Consider the following 25,899-nt stretch of genomic DNA (forward strand, 5'->3'; position numbering starts at 1 on the left):
GCCCAGTCAGTGACTGGAACAACACGTAAGGCACGCCGGTCAACCCGTGCAGCGCTTTCGCCGGGCGGCGCATGTGCTCACCGATGGCGATGCATTGCATGGCCGTGCCCAACTCGCGAATGTCTTCGACGCTGGTGCCGCCGTATGTGGTCGCTACCCAGCGGTCAGGAACCGTACCGTCGAGCGAGCCTGAAATGTCGGGCAGAATAACCGGCTTGAGCCCAAAGCTTTCAACCATGTCCCGCATATGCTCGATGTCGGCGATAGAGAGGTTGCATCCGGGCAGGATTGCGATCTTCTTCGGGTGCCGCGCCCGTTCGCCCGAGCGCGTAATCCCTTCGATCATTGCGGTGACTGCCTTGGCCCAGCCCTCTTCGATCGCGCCGTCAAAATCCGGCGTGTTGGCCAGCACGACCTCCGTACCCGCAAGCTGTTGCGTGTGCTTCCGCATGATGTTGGCAATATCACCCGCGCAATCTTCGCCACGCGTCTCCACCAGCGCGGTCGTGCACACCCCGATCAGCGTTGGCTTCGTGCGGTTCTTGAGGTTGAGGATCGCCTCTTCCAGATGGTCGGCTGCGCCGAGGATGGTCGCCACCTCATCCATCGCCGTAGTCTGCAAGGGAATCGCTTCTTTGAAGTGCCGCACGAAGAGAACGAGCGCAAAGCTTGTGCAGCCTTGGCTGCCGTGGAACAGCGGCATCGCACCGTCGACGCCAAGAAAGGCAAAGGCGGCACCCAGCGGCTGCGACGACTTCAGCGGGTTGACTGCCGCCGATTTGCTCTGGGGAAGGATGCGGGCCATCGGTCGCCTCAACACTCGTGTGCCGTCGCGCAGGCGAATTCATCAAACAGGTACGCGGTCTCGTTCCTCGTGCACGGCAATTCGCCTATCAGCTCAGGCTGGCAATCCCACGGGGCCGGCTGGCGCACCTGAGACCAGATCGGATTGTGAATGGCGAGGTCGATCTGGCGTACGAGTTCCACCATGCCGTCATAGCCGGCATAAGGATGCTGGCGCTCCTGGTTGATATCGAGCCAGGGCGTCTTGGCCTTGAGCGCAATGAATTGCGTGCGACCGCCCGACAGCATGATATCGGCCCTGTGTTCAGAGAGCATGGCGTACAGCTCGCTCGCAGCCATGGATTCGAACATGTGCTTGTCGTGCTTGAGAACTTGTTTGATGCGCTCCTTGTCCTGCACCGTAGATTTCTTGATCGAGGTGCCGACGATCTCGATTCCGATCTCCATCAGCGCATGGACAACCGACCAGGACTTCACACCGCCTGTGTTGAGCAGCACGCGCTTGCCTTGGAGCCTTTGCCGGTAGGATTCGAGTTTCTTCCACGCGATCGCCTCCTGCTGCGCGATCAGCGTCTCTGTGCGCTCGAGGATCTCCGGATCGGCGCCCTTCCTCACCAGCAGCCTGACAAGGTTTCGAAGAGCTTGCGATGTGTCGGAGATGCCATAGAAGGAGCCCTCGAAGAACGGGATGTCCCAGCGCTCCTCCATCTTGCGGGCAAGACTGATCAGCGCGGTCGAGCACACCATCATTGCCGCCCGGGCGCGGTGCGCGGAAGCAATGTCGCGGTAACGCGCATCGCCGGGAATGCAGGCGCGCACCCGGATCCCGAGCCGATCGAGGAGCGGCTTTACAAGCCAGAATTCGCCCGAGAGGTTGAATTCGCCAAGGATGTTGATGTCGTAGGGTCCGGGGTCGTCGGGTTCGACCGTGCCGATGACATGATCGAGCAACGCCTCGGCGGCGAGCTTATTGCCGAGGTTCTTGGAGCCTGCCAGGCCAGGCGCATTGATCGGCACCACGGCCAAACCGAACTTTTCCGTGGCGCGTTTGCACACGGCCTCGATGTCGTCACCGATCAGCGCCGTTACGCAAGTCGAGTAGACGAAGATCGCCGGCGGCGCGTATGTGTGCTTGATCTCGCGGATCGCCTTGAAGAGTTTCCGCTCGCCCTGCCCCATCACAAGGTCGAGTTCGGTGAGGTCGGTCGTGAAGCTTGTCCGCCACAAGGTCGGCCCTGACGAAACCGCACCACGGTTGTCCCAAGAATTGCCCTCGCAGGCGAGCGGCGCATGGACCAGATGCGCAACGTCGGTGATCGGCTGCAGGACGATCTTGGCTCCGTCAAAGGCGCAGCCGCCGGCTGCCGCCCCTGGTGTCAGCGACTTCGAGCAGCCCTCCTTGCGCGCCTTGGCATCTTTGCCACGGTTCTTATCGCAGGCGGGCTCATCGAAGGCGTCCTTGATTTTGGCGCTGAGGGAGGACATTGCTCAGCCTCCCCAGTCCATTGGGCAAGGAATGGCCTCGGCGAAAAGCCGGCCACGGCTCTTAGCGCGTGAGGTCATAGGAATAATCCGTCACACCCGTCTCGCTCGTCTCGCGATCGAGTTTGTCGAAGATCTTGTCGAGGATCGTCGTCAGCACGCGCAACGCTCCCTGGTAGCCAAAGAGCGCAAAGCGGTGATGATGGTGCCGATCGAAGATCGGAAACATCAGCCGGATCAGCGGTGTTCCGGTGTCGCGCTCCAGGTACTTGCCGTAGGAATTGCCGATCAAAAGGTCCACCGGCTCGGTAAAGAGCAGTGAGCGCAGCGCCCACAGGTCCTTGCCCGCCCAAACCTGGGCAGCCTTGCCGAAAGGCGAGGATGCTAGCAGCTTCTTCAAATCGGCTTCCCATGCCGAGGTGCCATTGGTGGCGAGGCAATGGGTTGGCTCGCCGCCGGTCTCCATGACAAAGCGGGCCATTGCGTGAACGAAGTCGGGATCACCGTAGATGGCGTATTTCTTACCATGCAACCAGGATTGGCTGTCCGCCATGGCGTCTACCAGTCGGCCGCGCTCGAGGCGAATTGCCTCGGGAATCTCCTTGCCGGAAATCGCCGCGACCTCCATCAGGAATTCGTCCGTCGCCTGAACGCCGAGCGGATAGTGGAACGAGGCCGTCGCCTGCCCGACCTCCTCGCAATAGCCCAGTGTCTTTCGGGTGTTGTGATGCTGCAGCGAAAGCGTTGCCTCGGCGTTGAGGGCCTTCTTCACCTCGTTGATCTTCGTGCCCCCGTCATACATGCGGTATTCACCGTCCGAAGGCGTATCGAACTGGTCAGAGGCATCCTGGATCAATGTATAGGACACGCCCATTACATCGAGCAGGCGCTTGAGCTCCCGGTTGTTGCCGACGCAGAAGCCGTCGAAGCCCGGAATGATGTTGATGGTTCCTTCGATTTGCGTACGCTCCTGACCTTTCCAGAAGTGCTCCAAAATGCCTTTGACCATGTTGTCATAGCCGTCGACATGACTGCCAACGAAGGCCGGGGTGTGGGCAAAGGGCACGTCGAAGTCGCGCGGGACTGAATCTTCGTCCTTGGCGTTCTGGATGAAGCTGTGCAGGTCGTCGCCAATGACCTCTGCCATACAGGTCGTCGACACGGCAATCATCTTGGGGTCGTAGAGCTGGTAGGTGTTGGCGAGCCCGTCGACCATGTTCTTCAGGCCGCCAAACACCGCCGCATCCTCGGTCATTGAGGAGGAGACCGCCGCGGCAGGCTCCTTGAAATGGCGCGACAGGTGCGAGCGGTAATAGGCGACGCAACCTTGGCTGCCGTGGACGAAGGACATGGTTCGCTCGAAGCCGGCGGCAGCGAATACCGCACCCAGCGGCTGGCAGGCCTTGGCCGGGTTCACGACAAGCGCTTTGCGGGCGAGGTTCTTTTCGCGGTATTCCCACGTCTGGGTGAAATCGCGCTGATCGGAAATGATTTCATCGGGGTGCGGACATTCGAAGTTTAGCTTCTTCTCAGCGAGCATCTTTCTGTATTCCGGCTCGCGGAACAGGGGAGCGTGATCGAGAATTTTTTCAGCCGACTGCGGCATGATGATTACCTCTTTTGCATCTGGCTGCGCGGGACGGCAGCTCAGGACGTCAAGACGTTCCAGGCTCCGGCGGATCAGAGGCCGCGGGAGTTCACCGTCTCAGTGGGAGACTGGGGCTGAAGCAAATGTTTATTCGGCAGCCATCGCCCGCTCATCGCCCCGGCTTCTTTTCCAAGGCGCGTGGAATAGGTCCCAGACCGGGTTGTTAATGGCGAGATCCACATCACGTGCGAAAATGGCAAAGCCATCGTAGCCGTGATACGGGCCTGAATAATCCCAGGAATGCATCTGGCGGAACGGTATGCCCATCTTCTGCACCGGGTATTTTTCTTTGATTCCCGAGCCGACCAGATTTGGGCGAATCCCTTCGATGAATTTCTCCAACTCATAGCCGGTCACGTCATCGTAGATCAGCGTGCCGTTCTTCACGTAGTGGCCGGTGCGCTGATAGTCGTCGCTGTGGGCGAATTCATAGCCGGTGCCCACGATGACCATGCCGAGGTCCTCGTAGGCCGTGACGACGTGGCGGGGGCGCAGGCCGCCCACATAGAGCATCACGGTATTTCCTTCCAGGCGCGACAGGTACTTGGCGATGACCGCATCAACAAGCGGCCTGTACTTGGCAATGACCTTTTCGGTCTTCTCCTCGATTTCCGGCCCAAAATGCTTGGCTATGTTGCGCAGAGAGGCTTCGATCTGGGAGGGACCGAAGAAATTGTACTCCATCCAGGCGACGCCATACTTTTCCTCCATATGCCGACAGATGTAATTCATCGACCGGTAGCAGTGGATAAGATTGAGCTTAGCCTTCGGGGCGCGCTCGATCTCTGCGAGTGTGGCGTCACCCGACCAGTTGCCAACCACGCGCAGCCCTATCTCCTCAAGCAGTATGCGCGAGGCCCAGGCATCGCCGCCGATATTGTAGTCGCCGATGACGTTGACGTCGTAGGGGCCGGCCTCGAACTTGACATCCTTTTTGTCGAAGACCCAATCCCGGATTGCATCATTGGCGATGTGGTGGCCAAGCGACTGCGAGACGCCGCGGAAGCCCTCGCAGCGTACCGGCACGATCGTCTTGTCATACTCCTTGGTCTTTTTGCGAGAAACGGCCTCGGTGTCATCGCCAATCAGGCCGATAGGGCATTCGGACTGCACGGTGATGCCGTTGTTGAGCGGAAACAAGACTTCAATCTCGTCAATGATCTGTTCCAGCTTCTTGTCGCCGCCGAAGACGATGTCCTTCTCCTGGAAATCGGAGGTGAACTGCATTGTCCCGAACGTGTCGACGCCCGTTGTACCGACGTAGTAGTTGCGGCGCTGCGACCAAGAATATTGGCCGCAGCCGACCGGGCCGTGCGAGATATGGACCATATCCTTGACTGGCCCCCACACCACGCCTTTCGAACCAGCATATGCACAGCCGCGAATCGTCATCACCCCGGGAATGGACTTGATGTTCGATTTGACGTCGCATTCGGAAAGGACCTCGCTTTCCCCGCCAGCCTCGTTGCCGCTCTTTGCGACGTTGAGGTGCTTCTTGCGGCGCTTCGCCGCCTTGTCGGGATAATGCGACAGCACCTCTTCGATAAGCTTCGCATGAAGAGCACCGTCATTCTCGTATTCCCGGCTCATGAGTCCCCCTTTCAAGGTTGGGTGACGCCTCAAAGAATAGGCGCCGTTCTCTGCAAGGCGCGCCGATTCATGGCAGCGCTAATGTCACTACTGGGCCGCCGCCTTCGCCGCTTCCTTGGAGTGAAGCTCGGCAAGCATCTGCTCGTCGGTCTTCATGATGCCGAAGTCGAGCAGCATCTCCTCCAGCTCCTCCATGGTGATCGGCGTCGGGATCGTACCCTGGCCCGAATTGGCGTGGATCTTCTCGGCCAGAGCGCGGTATTCCCCTGCCTGCTTTGAGTCCGGCGCGTACTGGATCACCGACATCTTCCTGAGTTCGGCATGTTGGACGATGTTGTCGCGGGGCACGAAGTGGATGAGCTTGGAATTCAATCGGCCAGCCAGTGCTTCGGCCAGATCGAGTTCGCGGTCGGTTTGACGTTCATTGCAGATCAGCCCGCCCAGCCGCACACCGCCCGAATGGGCATATTTGAGGATGCCCTTGGCGATGTTGTTGGCGGCATAGAGCGCCATCATCTCGCCGGACATGACGATATAGATCTCCTGGGCCTTGCCTTCGCGGATCGGCATGGCGAAGCCGCCGCATACCACGTCGCCGAGGACGTCATAGGAGACATAATCGACATCGTCATAAGCGCCATTCTCCTCGAGGAAATTGATCGAGGTGATGACGCCGCGGCCGGCGCAACCGACACCCGGCTCGGGGCCGCCGGACTCCACGCACTTGATGCCTCTGTAGCCCACCTTGAGCACGTCCTGGAGTTCGAGGTCTTCCACCGAACCTTCCTGTGCGGCGAGATCCAGGACGGTATCCTGAGCTTTCGAATTCAGGATCAAGCGTGTGGAATCGGCTTTGGGGTCGCATCCTACGATGAGGATTCTCTGCCCGAGGTCGACAAGGGCAGCGAGCGTATTTTGGGACGTGGTGGACTTGCCGATGCCGCCTTTTCCGTAAAAGGCGATCTGACGCAGACCTGACATAATAGCTTTCCTTCCTTCGTTCTAATCATCGCGACTGCCCGCGACACAAGTGCCGATAGGCAGCTCGTGCCGCCTCACACCAAGCATCGCAAAAAGCGTACCAGCGTGATCGGCCGATCCCAGAAAAAACTTTGTCATTAAATTCCAGCCGCTTAGACGGCGGCAAAACGCGCGAACGGGCCTTTCAGGCGTCTGTCACGGACACGACAAAGCCGACACAGATTGTCGTGCGCCATCCAAACCGCCGTGTGTCGAGCTCGAAGCGGGAGAATGGGGAAGTTAGCCCAAAGCTGATGGCGAGACCATCGGAAGACATCGGCTCTTGTCTTTCCAGCCTGCCATTGATCGGGCGGTCGCTGGATGAGCAGGAGCCTGGGGCTTGACCGCGGCGCGGGTAGTTCAGGCAGGCTTACAGAGCGGGAACGCCGGCGGCCGATAGACATCCGCGCTTAACCTTTCATAGCCCGTCTACAAGTTGGTTCCGCCGACGCGCTATATGGAAGCCAAATAATTCAGTAGCTTAGCCGAGAGCATTGATTTTTTCAGAAAGATACGTGTTATACGCGTACGAACCGCCGAACCCATGGTCGGCGCCCTCATGCGCGTGAGACCCCGTTGTGGGCGAGGCTCGCGACTGGCTGCACGATCCTAGCCGGCCTGCTTGCCATTGAGTTTGGTCCCGCCGCGGTAGGCTGCGGCATCAAGGGCAACATCAGCTACAACACTGGCAAGAAGATTATCACGTTCTTGGACAGGAATCTTACTGGGAGACACGCATCAACAGGCGGGCGGGCGGGCTTCGAGAGGTTAGTGTCGCGGCAGCTTGCAGATCTGCCCACGGGGCCGCCACGATCGCAAAGTGTGTACAAAAGCGCCCTCTCTGCCGAACTGAACAGTGCTCACGGCCATAGCCTCGGATGAGCCCGACTGGCTTGACCTCTGCATGATGAGAGCAGCTTTTACACCAGGTGCGCAGCACATGTCTTTAACGAACGCATCGTCTTCAAGAATATAGAGAGCAATTCGGAAAACCGAGTAGTTGGCGGCGAAGCTAGGAGAAGGTATACACCACCCTCTTGTTACCCCAGAGTAGAACGTGCAGCTGCGGCAAGACGCGGGCTTCGAACCACCTGTCGCTGGTCACCTTTTCTACCAGCGATTCCATGCGCATCATATTCCGTCGGACTCGACAGAGACGTCTTCATTACCACGGCGGGGCGGCGTGTGATTGCCGGGTTGCAGACAAACCTCGCCGCGACGTCTTTGGGACGAGTGGTGTCGGCACCGAATCCCTATCATTTAGACTAGCCAGCTTGGGGAGCGCCGTCAGACCGCCAGACCGGAAGAGGAGGCTTCGCGCCAACTTGTGCCAAGAATGTTGGACCGTGCGGAACCGCTGGGGCGGCGCTCAACTCTGGCGCAGGATGAAGCGTCGATTGGGTGAATGAATAGGGCGCGCGTTCGACGGGTAGAGGGAGGCAAATCGCTGGATGTCTGCCGGATCAACGTCAACCGGTTCCATCGCCACCATCCACTCGACGTTTTCGGTGCACGGCGGCGTCGTCAGTGAGCCCTCATAAGTCCAATAGCCAAGCGAGGCTGGCAGAAGCCAGTTGGGATTCACCTCGTCGATCGTCACCTCCCCATTCGGCAGTTCGGGAAAGGCCGCAGCAAGGGCAGCAAAGCTGGCATTTGTCGCGCCGGGCGTTAAAAAGACGCCCAGCACGCCCAGAGTACCACTTTGCGTGTCCTTGTGAACGAAATGCACCTCCATCGGGAAGCTCTTGCCCGCCACGTGATGTTCGCTTGGCGCATGGAAATGGAACTGTACCAGTTCGTAGACACGATCGCTGCGGGTCAGCGTGCTGCCTTGTGGCATATTGATTTGAATGGTGTGGCCGTTGTTCACCATATTGCCGCCGCCCTTGTGCCAGCCGATGGCGATATGCGGGATATCCGCCTTGACCGCGCTGTTGATATTGATCGGCGATTGCTGCGTGCCGGCAGAGCATACGAAATTTTCCTTATCCAGATCAGCCCAGTGCTCCGGTCCGACCGGACCGGTGTACCCCCAATGGGCACTGGTCGCTTGGGCGGCTTGAACGCAAATCCGGCATGCGCCGAGCGCAACCAACCCTTTGATCAGGTGACGACGATACATATTACTTTTGCTCCTCTTGCGAACTGATGTTGGTGGCTGCCCTAATGGACGCGTGATGGCCAATCGGCGCGGCCAGTATTGTCCTTTGCAACTGATAGATGCCCGCATGCCTTGGCGTGCTTTCATAAGTGCGGCTGCCGTTTCTCGGCTGGCCGGCTTCTGCAGCCCGCAACGGGAGCAGTTTCAACCAGCTAAACGATAAAAAATTTGAGCAGACCAGCGCTTGACCCCCGCCGCAAAGGCACAGGCGAAGGTGATCACTGCGCGGCTGCCGTTCGCGCCGGAGGCCGCATCGCTATACTTTACACTCGCTGCCCAAGGAGACGCAGGCGACCCTAATACGTTTTCATCGCTACTCCCGACGCAGCCGACCCACGCCACGAAAACGTTGCTATATTTCACGTTGGGCCAGTGAGGAAATCGATCTTCTTTATGGAAGGCATTTGCGCAATGGATGCATTCCCATGCTGACAGTCGTGCGTCAGGCCGGACAATGAGATACATCGATAAGAGCTGGACAAGGATGAGGGGATGACGTGCTTGCGACGGAGCAGGTGGGGCGAGAAGGCCAGTTCTTGCGGATTTCAACTTTGCGTGACGACAGCTCATCGGAGTCAAGGTGACACACGCCGGCAGCGGGGTGTCCGGGCGGTTTCCAGCCGCACAATCGCGAGACCGCTGACGCGAACAAAGCTCGGCTGTACTCGGCACGCGAAGAGAGCCTGCCAAGCCGTTGGAGCCCGGCCTTCCGGTGCGACGCAAGCCGCAGACTAGACCGCCCTCTTGTTACCCCAAAGCAGAACGTGCAGCTGCGGCAACACGCGGGCTTCGAACCACCTGTCGCTAGTCACCCTTTCGACAAGCCATTCCATTCGCATCATTATTCCGTCCAAGTCGACAGAGGCGTCTTCACTGCCAGGGCGCGGCGGCGTGTGATTGCCGGGTTGCAGATAGATCGGAAGGTGCGGATATCTCGCCGCGACTTCTTTGGCGTAGGCATAGTCACTCTCGTCGAAAACGACGAGCTTGAGCACGATTTGCGGCTTCTCTTGCGCCGCTTCGAGGCATGCATCAAACGCAGCCCAACGGGTGGTCATCTCGCTGGACGGCGGCTTTGGGCTAAGGGTCAGCACGTCAAGATCCGCAAACCACTCCCTCACCACGGAACCCTGCGTTTCCAGTGCAAAACGATAGCCCTCGCGATGGCCGCGTTCTATGAGGGGACCGAACGGCTGAATGGCCGGGTTGCCGCCTGACAAGGAGACCATAACCGGCCTGCCGCCGGAAAGCGCATGGACGGTTTGCCACACGGCATCGATCGGCATCGGTAGCCATTCATGGCGATACTGATTGTCCACCGCGTGAAGGCTGTCGCACCATGAACAGCGATAATCACATCCGCCGGTTCTGATGAACACCGTCGGCAAGCCGATGAGCACGCCCTCGCCCTGGATAGTCGGCCCGAATATCTCGCTCACACGGATTGCGGGATGCATGTCGGTCACGGACGGTATTCCGCCCAAGTTTTCGGTGTTTCGCTAACGCGCACGGCCGCGGTCTGCGGCAGACGTGCCTTGCACCATTCATAGAAATGTCTGGCCAGGCATTCCGCCGTGACCTTCTCATGTCCCAGCACGTCGTTGAGGTGCCGATGGTCGAAGCTCTCGTCAATGTAGCGTTTGAGCGGCGCCAGATCGTGATAGTCGCGCACGAAGCCGTGGGCGTCCAGTTCCTTGGCCGACAGCTCCACTACGACGACATAGTTATGCCCGTGCAGGCGCGCGCATTGATGGTTGGGAGGCAAGGAGGTGAGCTGATGCGAGGCCGAGAAGTGGAATTCCTTGGTGATGTGGAACATTACGCGCGCCTCCTGCGCAGCGCCTCAAGCCAGAAATCGGCGTCCTCGTAGTCGGTGGGATCAGCGTGCCCGGCGAGATGGAACGCTTCGCGCCGCTCGACGCAGGTCCCGCATCGTCCGCAGTGACGCACGCCGCCCTTGTAACAGGACCAGGTCTCAGCAAACGGGGTGCCGTATCTTGCGCCATCCGCAACAATGTCAGCTTTTCCGAGATTCACATACGGTGCATAGAGGCGTATCTGCGCATAGCCGTCGAGCGCGCGGTCTTGCATTGTCTGGAAAGCTTCAATGAAGGCCGGACGGCAATCGGGATAGATGAAATGGTCCCCACCATGCACGGCCGCCGCCACCGCTTCGGCGCTGTGGGCGGCGGCGAGACCGAAGGCGATTGCCAACATGATGGCATTGCGGTTCGGCACCACCGTAATCTTCATCGTGTCTTCGGCGTAGTGGCCGTCCGGCACGTCGATACTGCTAGTCAGCGCTGAGCCGGAAAGGCCACGGCCAATTTCGCCGATGTCGATGATCTGGTGCGGGACCTTCAGTCGCTGCGCGCAAAGAGCGGCGAAGCCCAATTCCTTCCTGTGCCGTTGGCCATAGTCGAAAGATAGAAGGCCGGTGAGTTCGTGCTCCGCTGCCACCATGTGAGCAAGGGAAACGGAGTCCAATCCGCCAGAGCAGACGGCGAGAGTCTTCATCATTGGTATCCTTGTTTTGACCGGGTAAGGCTGCGACCGGAGATTTCTCTGCGCCCCCACTACTCCAGCGACTCAGTTTTGTGAACCGGGAGAATTTGCGCTCAGCCCGATTGGAACGGGAGTGCGTCGCGTCCAACACGCGTGATCAATAAAAGTTGAGCGCTTCAGCAGTTTGTTTCGCATCGCGCCAACTTTCGCAATCTGCTGTCGGATCGTCGACTTCGAGACAAGGTGATGTTCGGCCGACATCGGCTGACTCTTAATTAAGCCGCAGAACACATGTTGGCTTTCTGGCCTTCGCTTGTGCGGTTGGCACGACAATTGACATTCTAATTGTGGGGCGGCACACCCCGCCAGCCGAAAGTGGCAGTGAGCTCCTTCAGGCGCAGGTTGATGTGCTGATTATTCGGCGATTTTCCGATCTCGAACCAGAAAGCGAGGGCGACATGGATGCCAGCAAATTTGACATTGGCGACATCCGCCTGGAGAACCCTGCGCGGCGCGATTGAGGCCGCAGGCGAGCCTGCTCTACCTGCCGCCCTACAGTCCCGACTTCAATCCGATTGAGAACGCCTTCGCCCAACCTAAGGCGCTGCTGCGAGCAAAGGCCGACCATCAAGGCTCTATGGGACTGACGTTGCCCCAGCAGTTTTGAGTTCGTTTCCGGCGTGGGTTGTGCCCTGCTGGGCGGGTGAAGCGACGGGCGCTGGCGCGGAGCCTTTGGCATAGCGCAGCGCGAGCGACCGTCGCGGATTGAAGGTGCTGGCGAACTTGGCCGGGGTCTGCCAGGCGATTTGGGAGTGCGGCCGCGCGGTGTTGTAGTCGGCGTGCCACAGGGCGATGGCTACGCGCGCCTGAGCCAGCGAGGTGAACAGCGTCTCGTTGAGCAGTTCATCGCGCAGTCGGCCGTTGAAGCTCTCGATGAAGCCATTCTGCATCGGCTTGCCGGGCGCAATGTAATGCCATTCGACGCGGTTCTGATCCGCCCAGGAGAGGATGGCGTTCGAGGTGAACTCGCTGCCATTGTCGCTGACGATCATCCTGGGCCGGCCGCGCTAGTGATGAGCCGGTCCAATTCGCGGGCAACCCGCATGCCCGAGAGAGACGTATCAACGATGAGTGCCAGGCACTGTCTCGTGCAGTCGTCGACGACGGCCAGGATGCGGAAGCGGCGCCCGTCGGTGAGCTGGTCCGATACGAAGTCGAGCGACCAGCACTCGTCGGGCCTCAGCGGCACCAGCATTGGCGCCCTGGTCCCGATCGCCCGCTTGCGGCCGCCACGGCGGCGAACGGCGAGCTTCTCCTCCCGATAGAGCCGGAACAGCTTCTTGTGGTTCACGACCAGGCCCTCCCGCCTCAGCATCACGAGAAGACGCCGGTAGCCGAACCGGCGACGCTCCTGCGCGATCGCCTTCATCCGCTCGCGAACCTCCCGGTCGTCCGGCCTGCTGGTCTGGTAGCGAACCGTCATGCGGCAACAGCCGATGGCTTTACACGCCCGCCGTTTGCTCATCCCGAAGCCTTCCTTCAGGCGAGCGACAGCTTTCCGCTTGGCGGCGGGCGTCACCATTTCTTTCCCACAAGGTCCTTCAACGCGGCATTGTCGAGCATGGCGTCGGCCAGAAGCCGCTTCAGGCGCGTGTTCTCGTCCTCCAGCCCTTCAGGTCGCCGAGCCTCGGTGACATCCATCCCGCCGAAGCGGGCCTTCCAATTGTAGATCGAGGCGTCGCTGACCCCGTGCTTGCGGCACAGATCGCCAACCGATACCCCGGCCTCGTGTTTCTTCAAAATTCCGATGATCTGCTCTTCAGAGAAGCGGCTGCGTTTCATGTCCTGATCCTCTGGATGGGCCAGAACGAACTTCAAACCGGATTAGATCAGAGGGGCAAGGCCTCGGCGCGGTCGTCGACCTCTTCACCCCAGCCGAATGTGCCAACTACTTCAAAGCCGCAGGATATGACCTGGATCAGATAGGACGTGCTCCAATGGTTTACACCTGACAGGAGTCCGGCCCCCACAACCGTTTCGCAATGAGGAGCAGCGCTGCCGCTGCTCCTCCAATCACACGACGGATTCACGATGCGGCAACTCGAGCCATGATTTCGGATCGAATGGCCGATGCGGTGTATAGTGAGGCATCCAGCGGCAAATCCCCAAATGCCAGTTGACACAGAAGATAATTAGCACCTGCCTCTTCCAGCTGATCAAGGAGAGCTTTTCGGACAGAATCTGCCGTTCCCACGACGCACAATTCACTTTCAATTGCTGCATCGAAGTTCAAAGGCAAGTTTGGTGGAGTGGAAATGGCATTTAGTTCGTATAGAAATTTGAAGCTATTGAGCCATCGTTCATAGGCAGGTGCTGCGAGCAAATACGCATCTGTTTCAGAACGCCCTATCACCACCATTCGGAGCAATCCAAGAAATGGCGCTTGCTGGCCAATGTCAGCATCGTGAATTCGGGCGGCGCGGAACGCGTCGGTAACGCTGCGAACAGAAGTGGAAGGTCCGACGCAGGCGATGTTTGCCCCATTCGCAGCGGCCCAGCTAGCCGGCTCGGGTCGATTGGTGGCGATCCATGTCGGCGGATGGGGATATTGGTGAGGTCTCAACGTCAGCGGAACATCTTTCAACTCAAAGTGGCGGCCCTGATAAGAAAGCGTCCCGCCTTTCATCGCATTGATGAGAATCTCACTGGCCTCCGCATACTGTTCTGGTGCTGCTTCTACAGCAACCCCGAAGTATCCCAATTCAGTGGGAGCAGAGCCGCGCCCTATGCCGAGTTCAAGCCTGCCGCCGCTCAACTGATCAAGCATGCAGATCTCCTCGAAGGCACGCAGCGGATGATAGAGCGCAAGTAGCATTACCATGGGACCAACACGAAGACTGCGGGTTCGCTGGGCGACGCTCGCTAAGAACAAATTCGGTGATGGACCTCTGCCATGCGGCGTACAGTGGTGCTCGGCGAGATGATACGCATAAAAGCCATAGCCATCGCACGCTTCTGCTAGGCTCAGCCGATCTGCATATTGTTGTGCGATGTCATCGCCGTTTTCGTCCAGATGATCGAAGATGCCGAAGGTCAGGCCCGAAGCGGAAATTTTCTTCAATTAATTGTTCTCCAAATTACCTATTATTTATTCGCTAATCATCATAGCTGGCGACATATCAGCACCTATTACTTGGCGCTTAATGTGAATTGACTTAATGCTTGTGCACACCGCGATTCTTCTTAAAGCTCATACAGACGCGTTTGGCGGCAGCAAGGAATTTGTCCATCTGCTCTGTGGTGCCAATGCTGACGCGAATACAGTTCTTCAAATCTACGTCAGGAAAGCTGGCGATGAGGATCGCCTGCTCTTTCAACGCGGCTTGCCAGCATGAGCCCTCCTGTCCCGCCGGCACACGGGCCAGCAAAAAGTTTGCGTGGGAGGGTGTTACGGAAAAGCCAAGTTGCAACAGCGCCAGGGTCACTCGCTGTCGTTCATGCTTGATGTGCCTGTGGTTCTCTTCGTAGGCGTGGCGATGCGCAAGAATGCTTTTCCCGACCGCCTGCCCGATCACGTTCATGTTGAAGACATTCTGGATGTTGCGCAGCCTGCCAATGATTTCTGGGTGACCGAAACCGAAGCCGACTCGCACGCCAGCAGCAGCATAGCTCTTTGAAAAAGTCCTCAAGATCAAAAGATTCGGATGTCTATTGACGAGGCGCAGGGCATTGTCGGGTGCGAAGTCAACGTAGGCCTCATCCAAGACGACCAAGCGATCTGCTTGCTCCACAAGGCGTTCGATTTCGGCCACCGGCACGAATGTTCCGGTCGGATTGTTCGGATTAGCCAACAGAATGAACTTCGCGTCTTTTGCGGGGCCGGACAGCAGTTTTTCTATCGGCAGGGGATGAGCTTCGCTCGATGCGATTTCGAGAAACTCGGCACCCTGCAACATGGCAAGTTTACGGTTGAACGAAAATCCGGGCGACAGCATCGCCACTCTATCTCCTGGGGCGAGGAAAGCTCTGTAGATGAGTCCGAGCAGCTCCGACGAACCGTTGCCGGCAATCACCTGATCTTTGGAAAATCCGTAAGCATCGGAGGCAGCTGCCCTTAAGCTGAGATTGTCGTCTTCCGGATAAAGATACTGGTGTTCGATCGCAGCAATTGCACTTTGCATTACGCTCTTCGGCAACGGAAACGGGTTCTCGTTCGTATTTAGCTTAACGCAATTTGCATCCGTCGCTGGTCCGTTGGACGAGAGAGCATCTAATTTGCTGGCCACCGGCGAAAAAAGCGAAAGCACGGTCTTCAGTTTTGCATCGCACATGTTCTTCTCCGTTTTTCAGTCCCGCAGGGCATGTGACATGAGGCAATAGTTGATCGTGACTTGATCGACGTTCGGCTATATCAGCGCTGCCTTCCCACCCTGGTGGGGATCGCCGACCACGGTTTGGATTTGACACCGGCAAGCTGTCGAGAACCTGATGACGACCCAACGTGTGGCCGACGGCCGATTCGGCGCAACAGACGGTGTTTCAACATCGCATCGTCCTCAAAGCCGCATGCAGGGCCTGCACGACAGCCCGTCTCCAGCGCCCGCAGATAGGTGGAAGCCGAAGTCTTGCCGAACCTCAGTTGCTCTGCCACCTGGCCCACCGGACTGCCCTGTTTATGGGTCAGGCGCAGGATATCTCTGACGCTCGTTCGTCTTGCTTGCTTCCGTCTTGGCATGGGCTCTCTCGGTTTGCTGATGAGAGAGCCAAATACCGGCTCATCTGAGCATGAGACGCAGGCCTGACGATATGGAGCGTCGCTGTGGCGCGCGTAGCCAAGAGGGTTCGCCTCGGTGGCGGGGCATGCAAGACGGCGCACCTCCTTAGCCATCCTGTCCCATCGTCTCAGATCGTGAGGCGCACCTTATAGTCGGTGAGGAGATCTTGCAGGGTCAGGTTACGCCCTAGCGCTTAAGGTTGTTGGTCGCACCGAGCAAGCGCGGGACCTGTCGACGGACAACAGCGGTGCCACTGCCGGCACTAGGTCGTCCAGCATCGCAGTGAACCGCGTACGTAGTATTTTGTCGTAGGCGGCATTCTGGATAGCCGGATACGGGCTCTTCACCCGCTGCACCACCGATTGCGGGATGATGTCGCGAGAAACATTCACGGATTTCGTGAAAAAAGTGTACCCGCCGAAGAGCCCCACTCGCGGGGGCGGTGCAGCACCACCTCGGTGTCACTGCTCGTGTTCATGCGATGGACTAGGCCGGCCAGCTGTTGACGCAGCTCGCGGTAGTTGTAAGTCTCACCCGTGTAGACGAGCACCAAGTCAGGTCGGCCATCCTCCTGGAGCATCCTCGGCTGACGGCCGCCCTGGATATCGATGATTGCCAGGCGGTGGTGTCCCAGCGCCGCAGGCCCGCCGATCCAAGTCCCCTCGTCGTCCGGACCGTGGTTCGCTATGGTGGCCGTCATATCGGCAAGCTCCCTTCGCGCATCGGGACCTCCGAGGTCTCGATTGAAGTCGATCCATTCACAGATGCCGCACAGGTTATGTCGCCGCATTTGGGGCGAAGCAGATATAAGGCCAGTGGGAAACCATCGAGGCAAAGTGACGGATCTAGCCCAGCTACGATCCGCATCCGACATTGTCGGACATCGGACAGCACCGCGATTCGCTGCATAGGAAGCCTGGAGTCGCGATTTCCCTTGGGGGAATCAGCGCATGAAAGGAGAGCTGGGTCGTGTCTGCCGAAATGAGAAATTGCTCCCCCTTATTGCCTCACCGAGGAATGTTACCCAGCGCGATAGACGGACATGCCCTACCTCCCCCCGTTGCAGCTGAGGGAGATAGGGGCCAGCTCTTCATTCAACCCTCATGGAGGATGATCAGCCCAGCCATTTCCATGCGCCGGCCTTCACAAGCCGTGCACCATTCAGGTTCTTTTCCTTGAAGCGCGACGATCCTTGTCAGACGTCGCAACACTTGCTGCCGAGAGCACGAGCTCTTCCTCGAGCATGCCTTGATCTGCGCCTCGAACGGCTCGCACATGCTGGGTTTCAACGACTTCGCAGAGGTTGATATTCTGCAGTGACTTCGTCTCGCTGCTGCACGGCATTGACGCTGGGAGCCATGCTCGCGTGGCGCAATTGTGCTGAAGCCGGTGCCCACGGCAACGTTTCTTAACCCGCCCCAGATCCTGGCGTTTGGCTATTTCCGACATTCGTGTCCGGCTTCGGACAAAGGCCGGGTTTGCCGAACGGAGTCGCACCCAATTTCCAGTGCTGCTTGAGCAATAATATCGACCGGCATTACTGCACAACACGAAAGTTGCTGCAAAAACCGAAGTGAACCCAAGGCATCGGGTCAATTGGCATGGCGCTTGCGACTCGGTCGATAGAACGCAGTCAAAATCACGGTTGCAGACCATGCCTACCTCTCAAAGCTCGATAAAGCACGCGAGCGAAATTCCCCGTCTCCGCGGAAGCTCGTCGCCTTTAAACGTGCCTGCTCGGGGGCGGTCTTGCACAAGACCGGTCCGAGGCAACCACGCCAAGGCGCGAGGCTGCCGGAACTGTCGACCGAAGTCGATGCCGCTTCAGTTTAACCGAAAAATGCACCGTACCACTTTGGCCTGGGAGCAAATCAATGACCGACAGAAAGAACGTTCCTCTCGTGACCTTTCGCACGCGTGTTCGCGATGAGTCGATCGGGGGGCCAAATCCTTATCGGTGGGAGAACAAGACCTCCGACGATTATTTCGGGGGCAAGCGCGTCATCCTGTTCTCGCTGCCTGGCGCCTTCACCCCGACCTGCTCGACCTTCCAACTGCCCGATTTCGAAAAACTCTATGATCAATTTCTGGAACTGCGAATTGACGCGATCTACTGCGTCTCGGTCAACGATGCTTTCGTCATGAATGCGTGGGGAAAGTCCTTGGGGCTGCAGAAGATCGAGCTGATCCCAGACGGGTCGGGCGAGTTCACGCGCAAAATGGGCATGCTGGTCGCGAAGGACAATCTGGGCTTTGGCATGCGCTCCTGGCGATACGCCGCTCTGATCGACGATGGCGTGGTGGAGCAGTGGTTCGAGGAGGAAGGCTTCTGTGACAACTGCGAGACGGACCCCTATGGCGTTTCATCCCCGCAAAACGTTCTCGACAAACTGAAGGCGGCGGCATGACCCAGAAGTGGCAAGTCTCACACAACCCAAGCACACACTAGAGCATCCTCGGCAGATTACGGTTCAACATGCATCTCTCAGCAAGCCTGCTTCAACGCCAGAAGCAACGTATGGTCTTATCGCCTCAAGCCATTGAAGCTATTCGCTTGCTGCGATTGACGCATACTGAACTCCATCAGCTCGTGCAGCAGGCACTCGAGAGGAACCCCGTTTTGAAGCCTGACCCGTTTGACGACGATTCGCCGCTGTCAGGGGTGGATCAGCGGAGCAGTCAAAGCAGAAGCGAAATCGGCGAATCGCCCATTGGCGGGCCGTCTGGCGGGCGCGGGCAATGGAAGTCGCAACGCAGTAGCGGCAACGATCGACCTGCCGTCGAGGAGTTTACCGCCCACACCGAAACATTGCACGACCATGTCGCCCGCCAGGTCGCCCTCACCCCGTTCACCCCCCAGGAGCGGCTGATTGCCGGACAGCTCGCCGCCCATCTGGAGGACACTGGCTATCTTCAGGTAAACCTTTTCGATCTGGCCAGGAGGTTAAACGTTCGGCAAGCTGATGTGGAACGGGTCATCGGAATCTTGCAGCAATTTGATCCGCCGGGGATTTTTGCGCGAACTCTCAGCGAATGCCTGGAGATTCAGCTGCGCCAGCAAGACCGGTTCGACCCGGCTATGGCAGCTTTGGTCGCCAATCTCGAGATGCTTGCACGGGGGGATTTTCAGGGATTGAAGCAGCGTTGCGGAGTCGACGAGGAGGATCTCCTCGACATGAGGAACGAAATCCGCGCGCTCGATCCCAAGCCTGGAGACCGGTTCCAGTCCGGGACGCCGGAAACCATCGTACCGGACGTCTGGGTAATGCCCAAGTCCGAAGGTGGATGGCGGGTGGAGCTTGATCCGGCCACGCTGCCCAAAGTGTTGATCAACCACACCTATGTCGCCGAAATCTCGCAGCTGACCAATCAAAATCCGGAAGGCAAAGCGTTTCTCGACCATTGCCAGGAAAAAGGGAACTGGCTGATCAGCTGCCTCGAGCAGCGCGCTAAGACGATCCTTAAGGTTGCGACCGAAATCGTGCGCCAGCAGGATGCCTTTTTTACACACGGCGTCGCCCATCTGCGGCCTCTCTGTCTCAAAAATGTCGCTGACGGGATCAAAATGCACCAGTCGACGGTAAGCCGGGTGGCTTCGAACAGGTACATGTTAACTCCGCGCGGGGTGTTCGAGCTGAAGTATTTTTTCACAGCGACAATCGCATCCTGCGAGGGCGGCGACGCGCACTCCGCCAAATCTGTCCGCCATCGGATCAAGGCAATCATCGCCGAAGAATCGCTCGACAAGGTACTTTCCGACGAAGACATCGTTGCTCAGCTCAAGCAGACCGGCATCAATGTCGCTCGCCGTACCGTCACCAAATATCGCGAGGCGATGAACATCCCTTCCTCCATACTACGGCGCCGCGATAAGCGTTTGTCCGCAGCTGCGATCAAGCGAAGTGACTAACCGGCATTCCTGGTCGGCGAGAGGCGACTCTCAACTTCCTCCGGGCCGAAGCAGCTTTCGAAGTCCTGGCATTCCCGACAACTGGGTGCAGTGCATGACGAAAAGCCTTCGGCCTCACACAGCTTGCGGTAAAAGTACTTTTTCCATTTCATGTTTTCTGTGTTGCCTGCCGCCAGCGCGGGAAAATGTCTGGCAAGCAGGCGGCTGAGCTCAGCGCGATTTGAGAGGCCAAGATCCCGCCAAAGATGGTCCGTGCGCATCGCACGCCGGGCGATGATCTTGGCCAAGCGGCCGCTCGCCGGGTCGGCCGGCGCAGCATGCGCTAGCAGCAGCCGGCGTAGCAGCTCCTCTTCCAGTTCCGGCTCGGGCTCGCTCAACTCCTCCAAAGCGAATACGCTGCTGGAGGTAGACGGGAAAGTTGCGGCCAAGACATCACGCAATTCGACAGACGAAAGGCCTGTCCCCTCCGTCGCCAACACCTCGCCCGCCTGGACCTCCTCAAGCGAACGTGAATGTACGCAGGGCAGCACATGCTGATCGAAGCTCCTCCCTAGCTCGGACCCACGCCATTGCGCGCTGGATAGGCAGCCATCATCGTAACGGCCGGCTTCAGCTTCCGGCATGACAAAGCGCCTTGTTGACCGCAGGGATGATCTTGTCGCCCCAGAGCTCGATCTGGCGCAGCATCGTCTTTTGGTCGAAGTCGCCCAATTGAGTCTGAACTGCGATCTGGTCCGGTTTCAAGATATCGATCTCTTCCAGCAGGCGATCAATCACGCGATTTACGCTGCCAATCGGCAAATTTTTGCGCATGGTCTCGAAGGACAGATCCTGCTGGGTCGGTGTCTCCTGCAGCAGGTAGCCATCGTGGCTCTGTTGGCGGCGCTGATGCAGGGCTTCAGAAAGCCGGCGCTGGAAGCGGGCATTGTCGAGATAGCTGTTGATCTCCAACTCGTCGTGGCTGGCATAGCAGCAGCGCAGCAGCGATATCTTGACGTCGGTGACGTTCTTTTCCTCGGATGCCGCCGCCCTCTCGACTGATTCACGCAGTGTGGTCAAAGTCTCTAAGCCGTCGTGGAAGGCTGTGACAAAAAAATTGTGCCCCTCGCGGTAGGCCCGAGCCATCCGTGCGGCTCCGCCAGCGATCCAGATAGGCGGCGTCGGCTGCTGGACTGTGCGGACCGAAATCGCTGTTGGGGGGATCTTCTCATACTGGCCGTCGTGTTCGAAGACGTTTTGGTTGAGGCCCTTGAGAATGATGTCCAGGTATTCCGAAAAGACGGCCGGCGCCTCATCGATGTCCACGCCGAACCGTTCGAACTCGAACTGCTGGTATCCCAAGCCTACGCCGAGCTCGAGACGGCCGTTCGCAACGATGTCGGCGAAGCCGATCTCGGACAGCAGGCGCTGCGGTTGGTAAAGCGGCAGCACGCAGACGGCAGTGCCCAGGCGAATCGTGCTTGTCAAGCCGGCGCAGTGCGCCACCATCATCAGCGGGGATGGTATGAGGCTGTAATTGTTGAAGTGGTGCTCAGCAAACCACGCGGTGTTGAACCCAGCCTGCTCCGAAGCGACGGCCTGTTCGATGGAGTTGCGGATGACGCTTTCTGAGGATTGGTGATAGCCACGCTGGGCGGCCAGAATGAAAGTGGCAAATTCCATGATTTCTCCTCGTTATAGACACGTCAGCCGACCGGGAATGTGCTCGGCATGCACATGCTTGGATCTCAAGCACCTCAGGTGCGTCGTGGAGCCGAGGCTTCATAATGCTCGGCCGGTCGCCCTGCGAAGGCCTGGCAATTAACCTGCGGCCTCCGCAAAACATTCGTCATAGAGTTCGCTGGCGTTTCCCGCATCACCGAACGAGGTCCAGCCGCCGTCCACGTAGAGGATCGAGCCGTTGATGTATGAGGCGTCAGACGAAGCAAGGAAGAACGATGCATCTGCGACGTCTTCTGGCCGTCCCATCCTGCCCATGGGGATGCGTCGTCCGATTGCTGTCAGGTCGATGCGGCCGGCTTTGGCCAACTGAGCAAGTGCGGGCGTGCGGATGTGGCCAGGAGCGACGGTGGCTGTCCGAATTCCGACCGGCCCGAGTTCGGCCGCCATGCAACGGGTCAGCATATCCATCCCCGCCTTGGAGGCGCCGTAGGCATGGCGCGGCGCGAACGGCAGAAAGCTGTCGATCGACCCGAGATTGAGGATCACGCCGCCCGGGCGCATAGCCTTGATCGCTTCGCGCGCGCAGGTGAAGGCGCCGGTAAGGTTGACATCCAGGACGTGTTCGAGCTGTTTCGACAGTTGCTCGATCGCAGGCACAATCCTGTCGGCGGTATCAGCACTATTGACCAGAACATCGATATACCCGAAGCGTCCCCTCAGTTCTTCGAACATCGACACCACATCGCTCTCGACGGCCACGTCCAGCGATTTCGCCAGATGCTTGCCGGGGAGCGATGTAGCCAGCTCTGCCGCTGCAGTGCCATCTTTATCAGCAATCACGACGGTGTCGCCGTTCGCGGCAAAGCGGCGAGCGACGGCCGCGCCAATGCTTTTTGCGCCACCGGTGACGAGCACGATTCGCGCATCTGTGCATTCGGCCGGACAGGAGAGCTCGGCTTGGAGCGCACCATCCACCGGCGGGTGAGCATCCCCCGGCTGGTTGAATGACATCCAGCCTCCGTCGACTGCCAGCACCGAGCCGGTGATGTAGCGCGCCTGCGTGCTGCTCAGAAAACGCACGACCCTGGCGATCTCGTCGGGGCGAGCCAAGCGCCCCATCGGCACGCGGCGGCGTATCGCCGCGAGGTCCATTTTGCCAGCGCGTGCCAGTTCTGTGACCATTGGGGTGCGGACGGAGCCCGGCGCCACCGCCGTGACGCGGATTCCTCGCATAGCCCACTCGCATGCAAGGGACTTTGTCAACGAGATCACGCCAGCTTTCGAGGCTGCGTAGGCGTTGCGCCTGGGATTGCCGACCACGCCCGCCATCGAAGCCACATTGACGATCGCACCGCCCGGCTTCATGCGCCGCGCCGCTTCCCGGGCCATAACGAATGGCCCAATAAGGTTCACTGTCACGCCGCGTCGGAAGGTATCGACAGCGGTGTCGATGATCCTATCCATCGTGGGTCCAACCGCCGCATTGTTGATGAGGACATCGATTTGCGCGAACCGTGCTTCGACCTGGCCGAAAAGTGAGAGCATGTCCTTCTCTCGCGACACATCGCACTCCAGACCGACGTGCGGCGACCCGAGATCCCGAGCCAGTTCAACCACACCACTGCCCGGAAGGTCCACCGCAACTACAGTGTCTCCGTCCGCGGCAAGGATATCGACCAGGGCACGGCCGATCCCGCCCGCAGCGCCTGTGATGATTACGGTGCGTGCTGCCAGTTTCACGAGAGCTTCTCCACGATGACCGCTTGTGATCTCAGCCCATCAACCTTGGGCGGAATGAAGGGCCGAGCCAAATCGTTGCAGTGACCGCCAGTTGCGGCCCCACACAGATGTCGTTCCCGTAGGGCGCTCATCCTCCATTTCTACCCACTTATGCAGCTCCCAGTTGGGGACCCTCGACGCCATCTTGGTCGGTGGGGATGTGACCCTTGAGCAACTGGTAGATGGGATCGTCTGGATGTTGTGCTCCAATCGGCTGTCGCCGGCCGAACCTATCTGCCTCAAGAATCGCTGGCGGGATTTGCTCCTCAACCCAATCGTAGACGACTGTCCGTTCCGCAATTCGCCACTCGTCCTGCCTCTTCTGAAACAGATCGCAGTAACGGCCGCAAAGCAGCGTCTGACGTATTTCTTGGTCTGTATCCGGTCCGCGTTGCAGCGCGGTGAAATAGCTCTCGACCGCGGCCTCTGCTGAACTGATGAAGTCGATCAGGCTGTTCGTGATTTGATGGATGTTACGGTGCCCCGGCAGACCGAGAGCAAATTGGATGAAGTCCTCTGCCGGTCCGCAATAGGGACCGTGCCTGTCATACGCTTCGGGCCAGTATGCGCTACGCAGCGCCGCCTCATCGGCGCGGTCTATCCCGCGGCAGTACCGATACAGGCAGTTGCGGATCGCCTCTCGGTCACGCAGTTCGGTAATTTTCGCGTGGTCGACAGGGTCTGTCGCGAATTGTATGATTGTTTTATCCTTCCCGATGCCAGTCTGCACTTTGCGTGTGTCTCTCTCTACAACTGAGTTAGCGGGGGGCTCGTCAACTTCCAGAGCTTGTTCGGGGCAGGCTCGTACCCCTTTTGAGGCAAGCAGTTGCTCCCCATCGGCAACATCAATATCACCGGGCAAGATGTAGCCGGCGTCATCAAGCTTGAAGACTCTCGGCGCCCGCGCCCAGCAGCGCGCATGACCCTGGCATCTGGCTTTATGTACGACGACACGCATAGCGAACTCCAATGTCGTTGGCTGAAACTTCAGGACCAGTCCAGGATCAGATTCTCGATCCCGAACACATGGCCGCCGAAGGTGATAGGTTCAGTCCCTGTCTTGATCCGAAAGGCTGGGATGCGCGCCAGCCACTCCTCCAGGCCAATGACAATCTCCCGCCGGGCAAGGTGTGAGCCAAGACAACGATGGGGACCATAGCCAAAGGCAGCGTGCCGGTTGTCCTCGCGCGCCAGATCGATCTCATTCGGGCATTCGAATTCCGCCGGGTCACGATTGGCAATCATCGTGGCACAGGAAACATAGTCTCCCTTGCGGATCGGCGCGCCTTTGAAGTCGACATCCTTCGTTGCCACTCGGATCATCTGAATGGTCGAATAGGCGCGCAGCAATTCTTCCGCAGCGACGGCAATCCGGTCCGGTTCGCTTCGTAGCAATTCCTGATCTTTGGGGTTGCGCGCGAGATGGGCCAAGTCGAAGCATATGGCTGCTGAGACCGTGTCGAGTCCCGCGACGAACACAAGCACGCCGATGCCACGGACTTCTTCGTCACTGAGCAGACGACCCTCGACCTTTGCCTTCACGATGAAGGTCATGAAATCATCGACCGGCTCCTTGCGGCGCTCGGTGGCAAGTTCGTCGATGAAGGCCACGATCGTCCGGGCTGCGGGTGGTCGTTGCTCCTTATCGCCGTGGAGCAGATCTCTAGCCCAGCCGACAAATGTTTCTAGTCCGTTGTCCGAAAGCCCAATAAAGCGAAGGAAGATATTGACCGCGAACGGAACTGCAAAATCCTTCATGATGTCGCAGCTCGTGCCTGATGCGGCGATCCTGTCGATCAGCTTGATCGCTCGTTCCCGGACAGCCGGCTCCAATGCCATTACCCGCTTTGGCGAAAGCAGCGGATTGAGCAGTGAGCGAAAAACACCGTGGAATGGCGGATCGAGCTCAAGCGGGATCATCGGCCAGCTCTCGCCGAGCACAGAGGCGAAGATGCTGCGATGGCTGGAAAACGTTTCGGTGTCCTGCAGCACCCGGCGCTGGTCGCTCGCGCGAGTGATGACCCAGGTACCCCGACCGTCGCGCGTGTTGCTGGTTGAATAAAAGATCGGAGGCCCGGCATGAACGCAAGCAACCGCTGCATGCGGATCCCCGTTAGCGGTCGGCAACATGCCGGGCGACGTAAACAGGCTGAAGTCCCTCACCATTTCGGGCGGGACATGATCTGGAACCGGCCGCGATTTAACCGCGCCAGAATCGAGAGACCGTTCATGAGATGCTGTCGGCATTTGCATGCAATCGTTGGTGCAAGCTCCGTGCCGAATTCGTCTTTCGATAATCCTTGCCGTTTGCTGGGCAACAGGTGGCGCCTGCGCTGACTTGCTGGTCGGGATTGCAACATTCTTGTCCAGCGTCGGACACAGAATGTAGAAAGCTAGACACCGACTTGGAGCAACTCAACTGGTGGGATCGCTAGCTGTGGAGCCTCAACAGGTTGTCCTCGGTTAGAGCGAGGCGACTGATAGGTGTTTTGGACTTTAGGCTCCCGTGGGGACGGTGCCAATTGTATCTGTGCAGCCAGACCGGCAACTCTGCGGCGCGGTG

Annotated in this window: 20 protein-coding genes and 5 pseudogenes; 4 read left to right on the forward strand and 21 right to left on the reverse strand. The window is 58.7% G+C overall.

Annotated elements, in window-relative coordinates; all coding sequences use genetic code 11:
• The 10 genes and pseudogenes from nifN to queC form a co-directional block, all read right to left on the reverse strand.
• On the reverse strand, positions 1 to 805 hold an 805-nt coding region (nifN, locus tag EOA23_RS12490), incomplete at its 3' end, for a nitrogenase iron-molybdenum cofactor biosynthesis protein NifN (protein ID WP_127304364.1).
• Positions 806 to 813: 8 nt separating this feature from the next.
• The gene (nifE, locus tag EOA23_RS12495) at positions 814 to 2,289 is read right to left on the reverse strand and encodes a nitrogenase iron-molybdenum cofactor biosynthesis protein NifE (RefSeq protein ID WP_095489376.1); all 1,476 of its coding nucleotides are present in this window, start codon (positions 2,287 to 2,289) and stop codon (positions 814 to 816) included.
• A gap of 61 nt (positions 2,290 to 2,350) precedes the next feature.
• Positions 2,351 to 3,892, reverse strand: coding sequence for a nitrogenase molybdenum-iron protein subunit beta (nifK, locus tag EOA23_RS12500; RefSeq protein ID WP_126063826.1), 1,542 nt, complete (start codon positions 3,890 to 3,892; stop codon positions 2,351 to 2,353).
• 129 nt (positions 3,893 to 4,021) lie between these two features.
• Positions 4,022 to 5,524, reverse strand: coding sequence for a nitrogenase molybdenum-iron protein alpha chain (nifD, locus tag EOA23_RS12505; RefSeq protein ID WP_024505262.1), 1,503 nt, complete (start codon positions 5,522 to 5,524; stop codon positions 4,022 to 4,024).
• Positions 5,525 to 5,611: 87 nt separating this feature from the next.
• Positions 5,612 to 6,505 (reverse strand): nitrogenase iron protein, encoded by an 894-nt coding sequence (gene nifH / locus EOA23_RS12510; protein WP_024505261.1) that lies wholly within the window; start codon positions 6,503 to 6,505, stop codon positions 5,612 to 5,614.
• 1,051 nt (positions 6,506 to 7,556) lie between these two features.
• Positions 7,557 to 7,753 (reverse strand): annotated as a pseudogene (locus tag EOA23_RS36440) (7-carboxy-7-deazaguanine synthase QueE); the annotation flags it as partial.
• A gap of 160 nt (positions 7,754 to 7,913) precedes the next feature.
• Positions 7,914 to 8,666, reverse strand: coding sequence for a carbonic anhydrase (locus tag EOA23_RS12520; protein WP_126063825.1), 753 nt, complete (start codon positions 8,664 to 8,666; stop codon positions 7,914 to 7,916).
• 770 nt (positions 8,667 to 9,436) lie between these two features.
• Positions 9,437 to 10,162 (reverse strand): 7-carboxy-7-deazaguanine synthase QueE, encoded by a 726-nt coding sequence (gene queE, locus EOA23_RS12525; RefSeq protein ID WP_164752747.1) that lies wholly within the window; start codon positions 10,160 to 10,162, stop codon positions 9,437 to 9,439.
• Positions 10,163 to 10,167: 5 nt separating this feature from the next.
• Positions 10,168 to 10,524: a 6-carboxytetrahydropterin synthase QueD gene (gene queD / locus EOA23_RS12530; protein WP_126063824.1), complete on the reverse strand. Its 357-nt coding sequence runs from the start codon at positions 10,522 to 10,524 to the stop codon at positions 10,168 to 10,170.
• Positions 10,524 to 11,222, reverse strand: coding sequence for a 7-cyano-7-deazaguanine synthase QueC (gene queC, locus EOA23_RS12535; RefSeq protein ID WP_063170389.1), 699 nt, complete (start codon positions 11,220 to 11,222; stop codon positions 10,524 to 10,526). Before queC ends, queD begins: the two co-directional genes overlap by 1 nt.
• A gap of 335 nt (positions 11,223 to 11,557) precedes the next feature.
• Between queC and EOA23_RS35670 the strand changes: the two genes are divergently transcribed.
• Together EOA23_RS35670 and EOA23_RS12540 are read left to right on the forward strand one after the other, a co-directional pair.
• Positions 11,558 to 11,731, forward strand: a complete 174-nt coding sequence (locus tag EOA23_RS35670) for a hypothetical protein (protein WP_167512160.1) — start codon at positions 11,558 to 11,560, stop codon at positions 11,729 to 11,731.
• Positions 11,715 to 11,832 (forward strand): annotated as a pseudogene (locus EOA23_RS12540) (transposase); the annotation flags it as partial. The gene EOA23_RS35670 and the pseudogene EOA23_RS12540, both read left to right, overlap by 17 nt.
• Before the next feature lie 13 nt (positions 11,833 to 11,845).
• Here the strand turns inward: EOA23_RS12540 and EOA23_RS12545 are convergent.
• The 4 genes and pseudogenes from EOA23_RS12545 to EOA23_RS12560 all read right to left on the reverse strand — a co-directional run bounded on the left by EOA23_RS12545 (position 11,846) and on the right by EOA23_RS12560 (position 16,685).
• A pseudogene (locus EOA23_RS12545) lies at positions 11,846 to 13,052 on the reverse strand (IS3 family transposase).
• Between the two features lie 244 nt (positions 13,053 to 13,296).
• On the reverse strand, positions 13,297 to 14,331 hold the full coding sequence (locus EOA23_RS12550; protein WP_095484287.1) for an LLM class flavin-dependent oxidoreductase: 1,035 nt from the start codon (positions 14,329 to 14,331) through the stop codon (positions 13,297 to 13,299).
• Between the two features lie 94 nt (positions 14,332 to 14,425).
• Positions 14,426 to 15,541: a histidinol-phosphate transaminase gene (gene hisC, locus EOA23_RS12555; protein WP_126063823.1), complete on the reverse strand. Its 1,116-nt coding sequence runs from the start codon at positions 15,539 to 15,541 to the stop codon at positions 14,426 to 14,428.
• A gap of 832 nt (positions 15,542 to 16,373) precedes the next feature.
• Positions 16,374 to 16,685: a hypothetical protein gene (locus tag EOA23_RS12560; protein ID WP_206437555.1), complete on the reverse strand. Its 312-nt coding sequence runs from the start codon at positions 16,683 to 16,685 to the stop codon at positions 16,374 to 16,376.
• Between the two features lie 1,174 nt (positions 16,686 to 17,859).
• Here EOA23_RS12560 and EOA23_RS12565 point away from each other — a divergent pair.
• Both EOA23_RS12565 and rpoN read left to right on the forward strand, forming a co-directional pair.
• Positions 17,860 to 18,393 (forward strand): peroxiredoxin, encoded by a 534-nt coding sequence (locus EOA23_RS12565; RefSeq protein WP_029356553.1) that lies wholly within the window; start codon positions 17,860 to 17,862, stop codon positions 18,391 to 18,393.
• 68 nt (positions 18,394 to 18,461) lie between these two features.
• The gene (gene rpoN, locus EOA23_RS12570; protein ID WP_126063822.1) at positions 18,462 to 19,895 is read left to right on the forward strand and encodes an RNA polymerase factor sigma-54; all 1,434 of its coding nucleotides are present in this window, start codon (positions 18,462 to 18,464) and stop codon (positions 19,893 to 19,895) included.
• On the opposite strand, the gene EOA23_RS12575 is transcribed toward rpoN, so the two are convergent.
• The 7 genes and pseudogenes from EOA23_RS12575 to EOA23_RS12600 form a co-directional block, all read right to left on the reverse strand.
• Positions 19,892 to 20,518 (reverse strand): nitrogen fixation protein NifQ, encoded by a 627-nt coding sequence (locus EOA23_RS12575; RefSeq protein WP_029356557.1) that lies wholly within the window; start codon positions 20,516 to 20,518, stop codon positions 19,892 to 19,894. The two genes, rpoN and EOA23_RS12575, sit on opposite strands and share 4 nt — an antisense overlap.
• Positions 20,505 to 21,557, reverse strand: a complete 1,053-nt coding sequence (locus tag EOA23_RS12580; protein ID WP_024505249.1) for an LLM class flavin-dependent oxidoreductase — start codon at positions 21,555 to 21,557, stop codon at positions 20,505 to 20,507. The genes EOA23_RS12575 and EOA23_RS12580 overlap by 14 nt, the downstream gene beginning before the upstream one ends.
• 138 nt (positions 21,558 to 21,695) lie before the next feature.
• On the reverse strand, positions 21,696 to 23,297 hold the full coding sequence (locus EOA23_RS12585) for an SDR family oxidoreductase (RefSeq protein WP_063169384.1): 1,602 nt from the start codon (positions 23,295 to 23,297) through the stop codon (positions 21,696 to 21,698).
• A gap of 148 nt (positions 23,298 to 23,445) precedes the next feature.
• Complete coding sequence (locus EOA23_RS12590) at positions 23,446 to 24,033, reverse strand: nuclear transport factor 2 family protein (RefSeq protein ID WP_126083656.1); 588 nt, start codon at positions 24,031 to 24,033, stop codon at positions 23,446 to 23,448.
• 138 nt (positions 24,034 to 24,171) lie between these two features.
• Positions 24,172 to 24,294, reverse strand: a pseudogene (locus EOA23_RS36445) (ferredoxin); the annotation flags it as partial.
• Positions 24,295 to 24,323: 29 nt separating this feature from the next.
• Complete coding sequence (locus EOA23_RS12595; protein WP_164759124.1) at positions 24,324 to 25,502, reverse strand: cytochrome P450; 1,179 nt, start codon at positions 25,500 to 25,502, stop codon at positions 24,324 to 24,326.
• Positions 25,503 to 25,767: 265 nt separating this feature from the next.
• Positions 25,768 to 25,899 (reverse strand): annotated as a pseudogene (locus EOA23_RS12600) (IS481 family transposase); the annotation flags it as partial.

This window comes from Mesorhizobium sp. M2A.F.Ca.ET.042.01.1.1 (assembly GCF_003997405.1).
In the GTDB taxonomy this organism is placed as follows: Bacteria; Pseudomonadota; Alphaproteobacteria; order Rhizobiales; family Rhizobiaceae; genus Mesorhizobium.